The organism is Gammaproteobacteria bacterium, assembly GCA_003696665.1.
Taxonomy (GTDB): domain Bacteria; phylum Pseudomonadota; class Gammaproteobacteria; order Enterobacterales.
Map to the genome: position 1 here is coordinate 1 of RFGJ01000664.1, position 1,860 is coordinate 1,860.

A 1,860-nucleotide genomic window follows, 5' to 3' on the forward strand; every position below is an offset into this window, starting at 1 on the left:
CCCGGCGGTATGTGGACGGCCTTCCGGGTGTACCGCGCCCCCGCGGGCACCACGGATTTTCGCCTGCTGGCCGAATTACCGGTTTCCGACCCTGCTACTGTGTACCGGTACACCGATAGCCGCCTGTGGCCTGGAAAGGATTACGTGTATCGCGTCGAGGGTGTCACGGCGCAGGGAAACGTGATGCTTAGCGACGTAGTCATGGGACGCGGTGTGGTGTTTGCCACCCAGGCGGGCAGCATTCTGCTCTTTAGCCTGGGGCTTGGCCTGTTGGGGTGGCTTTTCCTGCCGCGCGGGTTTTTCCCTGCCTCCTCCGGCAAAGCGCATCGCAGCACTTCGTAAGTGGTACGCACATTGTCAGGGGGCACTCCAAAATGTGATGCGCACATTCCCTCGAAACAGGACTTGAGCAGTTCGCCGGTCGAGCGCTGCATTGAATCTGTTGAGGTGCAGCCTTGAAAGGACGTATGTTGCGACTGTCGCCTGTTCTGAACATTGCCCGGCTTCACCTTGTGCGGATATGATGCTGATTTTCCCGCTTTACAACCAATTTTTGCAAACTTCAAAAGTGAGTTGGGCATTGTAGGCTAGACTAGCGTTTTATGAACACAAGGAGTATTAATTTACTTTTTTTACAGTCACGTGTGCGCGACTTTGCAATATTAAGTGGGGTTGCCCTGGGCTATGGTTTGTCTGTGCGCTATTTGCCAGGCGGCTATGATGCGTTTGTTTTTTACATCAAGGCCCCTTTTTCTGGCACTACTGCACCGGGATGGGTCTATCTCTGTACCTATCCTTTATCGCTACTCGAATGGCCTTTTGGATGGCAGATTCTGACATTCGTCAGTGTGATTGTTGTTGGTATAACAGGCATGCTATCTGGAAATAAGCGGTGGTGGGGGGCTTTGGTTAGCGCTCCATTGCTTTGGGATATTTGGTTAGGGCAAATTGAAATCATCCCTTTGACAGGGTATCTCCTTACTTTGTTAGTGATCACAGACCGCATACGACCGATGTGGCTAGGCCTCAGCTGGCTAGCATTATTAACAAAGCCTCAGGTGGGGTTAGGAGCAATAGTTTTGCAAATCATTTGGTGGTGGGTAATCAACCCGAGAAAATGGAAAGAATTATTGTGTGCCATGGGGATTTTCATCGGGATAGTGACGTTATCAATTCTGTTGTGGCCCAAATGGGTTTCTGATTGGCTACATGTAATGCGCACATTTCATGCTACATGGTGGAATGCTGCTATCTGGCCTTATGGATTACTTGCCTGGCCAGTTTCTATATTCATTGCCACAAGAAAGGTGACAAAGCCTCGTATGCAATTGCGTACACTTGCCGCATCATCTCTGTTAGGTAGTCCATACTTCGCACTCTACCACTGTACTACGTTGCTTGCATTTACAGAGGATAAATTTTCATTTTTGCTTTCATGGTTGATTATCCTCGTCGGTAAGGGAATACCAAACCATTGGATGGGATGGGGATGGTTATTGCCAGTTTGGGTTTTAATCACCGACATTATGAACGTCATACGACGCCCAACCACATCTGAACTTGACCTCTCTCCGGCCCAAAGGTAAACGGTGCGATTTTGTGCGACTGGTTGTGAGTCTTCATCGGTTACGATAAACTGCTTGCCTGCCCTGCCGTTTGAACAGCCTTTGCGGGTATCGCCTGCACCTGGGGTAATTTGACTTCGCCTTTTCTCTGGCGTACAATCGAAACATTGCGTGGGGGCTTCCCCGTCTTTCCATCTGTGTTTTTTGAGGAGGAAACCATGAAAACTGTTGTCGGGCGTATCGCGCTGGTGTGGTTTGCGGCTTTCGTGCTGGTTGGCGGATGGTTGTGGGGGGC

2 protein-coding genes are annotated in these 1,860 nt (G+C 50.2%); both read left to right on the top strand.

Annotated features, from left to right (window positions below; translation table 11 throughout):
• Nucleotides 1-342 (top strand): hypothetical protein (locus D6694_15815; protein ID RMH32747.1); only part of this gene is annotated, 342 nt, incomplete at its 5' end.
• Between the two features lie 260 nt (nucleotides 343-602).
• The gene (locus D6694_15820) at nucleotides 603-1,586 is read left to right on the top strand and encodes a hypothetical protein (GenBank protein ID RMH32748.1); all 984 of its coding nucleotides are present in this window, start codon (nucleotides 603-605) and stop codon (nucleotides 1,584-1,586) included.
• The last annotated feature ends 274 nt before the right edge of the window (nucleotides 1,587-1,860 follow it).